The sequence below is a fragment of the Salinivibrio sp. PR6 genome (assembly GCF_001995955.1).
GTDB classification, from domain to species: Bacteria; Pseudomonadota; Gammaproteobacteria; order Enterobacterales; family Vibrionaceae; genus Salinivibrio; species Salinivibrio siamensis.
In genome coordinates this window covers 1-4731 of sequence record NZ_MUFA01000038.1, presented here as the reverse complement: position 1 = coordinate 4731, position 4731 = coordinate 1, and the positions used below count along the sequence as shown (strand labels likewise).

Below are 4731 nucleotides of genomic sequence, written 5' to 3'. Positions count from 1 at the left end.
CTTTTCTATCTGCTTACCATAAAAGAGGAATAACAATTCAAGTAAAAGTTGAAATATTTAATGAACTAAAGAAATATAACACTCCCCAAGTCATAGAATTTTTTCAGAAGTTAAACGATAGTGAAAGAAATAACCAAGTTAGGAGGATGGCATTTGAGCATCTTCAAACACTTGGTGCTTCAGTGAGACTTAGAAAAAATTTCAAGGGTAAAGTAAAATCGTATAATACAGAGACAGATCGGTTTATTGTTTCTCCAGAAGATTTGTACCAAAGATTAGAGTTAAATACTATACAAAATAAAAAGAAGTTCCATGCGTTTATCTCGCATAGCTATAAAGACTCTGATTTAGTAAGGCAGGTTAAGTCGATCCTTAATAATCATGATTTAAGTGTTTACTGTGACTGGACTAGTGATAATGATTTTTTGAAGCGAAATCTAGTAAGTGACTACACCAAAATGGTGCTAAAAAAGCGAATTGAACAATCAAGGTGTATTGTATTTCTGCAAACAAAAAACTCCGTGAATACAGACAATTCATTTACATCACCTTGGATATCATTGGAAATTGAACATGCGTTATCAATCGGTAAACCAATATATAGCTTAAATTTCACCAACGATAGCGATATGTTTAAACAAGTGAAATATTTTATTGATAATGGTATTGAAATTGATGATGCCGAAGTCAATAAAATACGCACATAACAAACGAGTATGTCGTCAATCGTTAAATTTTGGCGAGGTTTTTATCCCACATCACGCCGTCTCTGAGCATCGAATTTAAGATCACCACCATCTTACGCACACAGGCAATAATGGCGAATATTGCTCATCTTCGTTAGGCGTTAGTGACGCTAACACTTATATCAATTTTCAATTAAAAACACTATGGAAAGTAATAATGAAATATAACAACCCCATCAACCCAAGTTGTATAGATAACTTGCTGGGTGAACTATGGCTCAATGAGGACTCTTTAGTCTTAGATGTTGGTTGTGGTAACGGCGAATTAACTAAAAGCGTTTTAGAAAAGTTTAACTGTCGGGCTGGACTTGATCCGTTTTACTGGACACGCATCGACGACCTGAGGAGGTCAGTATGCCAGCCTATAAAACGGGTAAAAAGACAGCGCAATATTCACTAGACTTCAAGCTGAAAGCGGTTGAATGGAGCTATGAAACGCATCGAACAGTGAAGTCGGTTGCAGAGGCGCTTGATATCCATCCATTCATGCTATCGAAATGNCTATTACAACGGTGAGTTAACGAAACTTGTTGATGATATTGTTAAAGTGTTTAGGGATAAGCTCGGAATAGAAAAAATATAACAAACGCTTTAAGACGGATTCTGGACTTGATCCGTTTTACTGGACACGCATCGACGACCTGAGGAGGTCAGTATGCCAGCCTATAAAACGGGTAAAAAGACAGCGCAATATTCACTAGACTTCAAGCTGAAAGCGGTTGAATGGAGCTATGAAACGCATCGAACAGTGAAGTCGGTTGCAGAGGCGCTTGATATCCATCCATTCATGCTATCGAAATGGCGTAAAGCGTATCGAGATGGAGAGTTTGGTATGGTCAAGTCCCAAAAAAATAAAGTGAAGCCAGACAAGGTGAAGGATGAGTTATCGGCACTCAAGCGACGGATCACAGAGCTTGAAGAGGAGAACGATATCTTAAAAAAGTGGCAACGCTTTCAAGCAGAACAAAGGCGCAAGCCTACCGATTCGTAAAGCAATATAGTGATGTTTACTCAGTAAAGAAGCTGTGTAGGCATTTTTCTGTGTCTCGTAGTGGCTATTATGATTGGCTAAGCCGGGGACAGTCAGGACATGCGCGCGCAGATAGTGAGCTAGGCGCAGAGATAGCGTTCATCTACCGTAAAAGCGAAGGCAGATATGGGAGTCCTAAAATCCATGCGGCGTTGAAGGCAAAAGGTCTCGCAGTGAGTCGTAAGCGTGTGGCCCGCTTGATGCGAGAAGCCGGTTTAAAGGCGAGAGTGGACCGTGTTTACCGTCGTCGGCAAAAGAGTCGGACGTTCTTTAAAGGACTCGTCAATCGACGCTTAGAACAAGAAAAGGCGAGCAAAATCAATCAACAATGGACTGCGGATGTTACCTACATAAAAGTAGGAAACCGATGGGGCTACTTAGCGGTAGTGATTGATGTTTACTCAAAAAAGGTACTTAGCTGGGCGCTCAGCGACAGACTCGATTCAAACTTGTTAAATCGCTTAAGGGCGAGTTAATCAAAGATGCACCGATTGCTAACTTAAGGCACTTACGAGAGAAGCTCAGAAAATATATTCAGTACTTTTATAATCGAACACGGTTACACAGTAGCATTGGCTATATGTCGCCGATAGCGTTTGAAAAACAATGTACTTAACGAAAGACGTGTCCGTTAAAGTGGATCAACATCATTCGCAACGCTTGGCGGTTTTGGTTTGATTTGGCTTTTGTGTTTACGGTACAACAATTAAGTTTCGTGGCAGCGTTGCTCACCACTTAAGCGGGCGTTACGAGTACTAAGGAGCAACTAAATGATTCGCGATTATCGGGCAGCCGATATTGATCAAGTCTTGGCAATCTGGCTATCTGCATCGATTAAAGCCCATGACTTCATCGAATCTGCATTTTGGAATTCGAAGATTAGCGTGATGCGTGATGTATACATCCCTGCATCGGAAACGCTGGTGTATGAAGCTGAGGGAGAAGTCGTTGGGTTCTATAGCCTATATGAGAACAATCTTGCTGCGATCTTTGTGACACCAGGCTCACAGGGCAAGGGGTTGGGCTCAGCCCTAATTGATGATGCTAAGAGTAGGCGAGAGAGCCTGCAACTCACTGTTTATAAAGAAAATAAACCGAGCATCGAGTTCTATCAGAAACACGGATTCACTTTACTTGGAGAGCAAATCGATGAGCACACCGGGCACCCTGAGCTCATCATGGAGTATCACTCGTAACAAGGCGCAGCAGTACGCGGCCGCCGGACGCTCGTAAACTCGCGCCGCAGTGCTTTTCGTTAAATGCATGGAGGCAAAATGATTGAAACTCCTAGATTATTGCTCCGTAAGTTCGAGCTCTCTGACATTGAGTCGATCGTAGAATTATTAATAAATCCAGAGTTTATGGTTTATTCACCAACAGGAGCTATGAGCTACGAACAGGCAATAATTCGATCCCAAGAATTGCTAGATGCTTATGAAATACACGGTATTGGGAAGTTTGCACTTGTTGAAAAATCCACAGGAGAGCTTATAGGTTACTCAGGCCTGGAGAATTTTTCATATCAAGGAAAAAATGTTGTTGAGCTTGGTTATCGTATAAGGCCTCAGTCCCGAGGTTATGGGTATGCAGTTGAAGCGAGTTCGGCGGTTTTGGACTATGCCAAACAAATAGGGTATTCAAGCGTGCTAGCTTTAACTGAGCCTGAAAATGGACAGTCACAGCACATACTGAAAAAGCTTGGTTTTGAGCGTTGTGGTAAAGGTGTATTTGAAAATATGTCCGTGGACTACTTTGAAAAATGCATTTAACAAACGCCTCAAGAGGGACTGTCAACGCGTGWCGTTTCGAGTCCCATTGAGCCGCGGTGGTACGGTTGTTGTGATTGAGTTTAGTGGTATGCGTTGCCAGCCCCTTAGGCGGGCGTTAAATGCTGGCGGGTTGCTCGTAGAGTTAGTCCATATCTGTCGATAAAGAAAAAGGAACAAAGAAGAGCATGAAATTGGCACGGATTGAAATTTCAAATTTCAGATTACTAAAAAACTTCGTCTTAGATTTGGAAGATGAGCTATCTCTACTTATAGGGAAAAATAACACTGGTAAAACATCTGTTTTAGCTTGCCTAGACAAACTAGTAGTCCAATCGGAAAGAAACGCAGTTTCCTATGAAGACTTTAATATTGAACTGAGGTCTTCATTAGAGAAAATTCTTCGAGGTGACCAAGAGATAGGTGCTCAGGAACAATATGTTCCTTTAGGAATTCAACTAAAGCTTTTTATTAAATACAGTGAATCAGACGATCTTTCTATGATCAGTCCATTGATAATGAGTTTAGATCCTGATGATGATAACGTAGTTCTTTCTTTTGAATATAAAATTCCATTCGACAAGCTAAGTGAACTTAAATTAAAATATGTCGAAGAATCTAATAAGTTTGATAATAGACCCCATCTTTTCCTAAAGGAAAAGTTGTCTGATTATTTCGGTCCAATTATTAAAAAGAGTCTTTTGCATGATGACGAGAATCAATTTTTGGATTTGCACAAGGAAAGGATAAACCTTAAAGATATCTTAGGAATTCAGTTCATTAATGCGAAGCGAAGCGTCACTAATAAGAAAAACGATAAAACCTTGTCTAATCAAACGTCAAGCTTGTACAGGCAAGTTGATGAGTCAGATGAACAAGAAGAAGCATCTGACGAATTTAAAAAAGAACTGCGTAAAACTGATGATAGGTTGAGCGGCATCTATCAGAGCATGTTTAAGGGTATCATCGAAAAGGTGAACAAATTCGGTGGTATAAATCCAGATGAAACGGATATCAAAATTACGTCTACGTTGCAGCATCGGGAGCTTTTAGAAGGCAACACTACTGTAATGTATGCGCATCAGAGTCACGACTTACCCGAACATTATAATGGTTTAGGGTATATGAACTTAATTAGTATGATTTTTGAAATTGAAATGCTAATGAGCAGGTTGAGGCGGTCAATAAA

General features: G+C 40.4%; 7 protein-coding genes and 1 pseudogene. All 8 read left to right on the top strand.

All coding sequences use genetic code 11. The features are described 5' to 3' along the window. Positions 1-707 (top strand): toll/interleukin-1 receptor domain-containing protein (locus BZG72_RS15895; protein ID WP_131828045.1); only part of this gene is annotated, 707 nt, incomplete at its 5' end. A gap of 393 nt (positions 708-1100) precedes the next feature. Then, positions 1101-1244 (top strand): annotated as a pseudogene (locus BZG72_RS15885) (transposase); the annotation flags it as partial. A gap of 157 nt (positions 1245-1401) precedes the next feature. Further along, the gene (locus BZG72_RS15880; protein ID WP_106407299.1) at positions 1402-1737 is read left to right on the top strand and encodes a transposase; all 336 of its coding nucleotides are present in this window, start codon (positions 1402-1404) and stop codon (positions 1735-1737) included. Next, positions 1689-2252 (top strand): IS3 family transposase, encoded by a 564-nt coding sequence (locus BZG72_RS15875; RefSeq protein WP_077667267.1) that lies wholly within the window; start codon positions 1689-1691, stop codon positions 2250-2252. Before BZG72_RS15880 ends, BZG72_RS15875 begins: the two co-directional genes overlap by 49 nt. Further along, positions 2195-2392 (top strand): IS3 family transposase, encoded by a 198-nt coding sequence (locus BZG72_RS16645; RefSeq protein WP_077667269.1) that lies wholly within the window; start codon positions 2195-2197, stop codon positions 2390-2392. The genes BZG72_RS15875 and BZG72_RS16645 overlap by 58 nt, the downstream gene beginning before the upstream one ends. 154 nt (positions 2393-2546) lie before the next feature. Then, positions 2547-2972, top strand: coding sequence for an N-acetyltransferase (locus BZG72_RS15865; protein ID WP_077667266.1), 426 nt, complete (start codon positions 2547-2549; stop codon positions 2970-2972). A gap of 78 nt (positions 2973-3050) precedes the next feature. Continuing rightward, the gene (locus BZG72_RS15860) at positions 3051-3545 is read left to right on the top strand and encodes a GNAT family N-acetyltransferase (RefSeq protein WP_077667265.1); all 495 of its coding nucleotides are present in this window, start codon (positions 3051-3053) and stop codon (positions 3543-3545) included. 185 nt (positions 3546-3730) lie between these two features. Further along, positions 3731-4731, top strand: a 1001-nt coding sequence (locus BZG72_RS15855) for an AAA family ATPase (RefSeq protein ID WP_131828044.1), incomplete at its 3' end; no start/stop codon positions are given.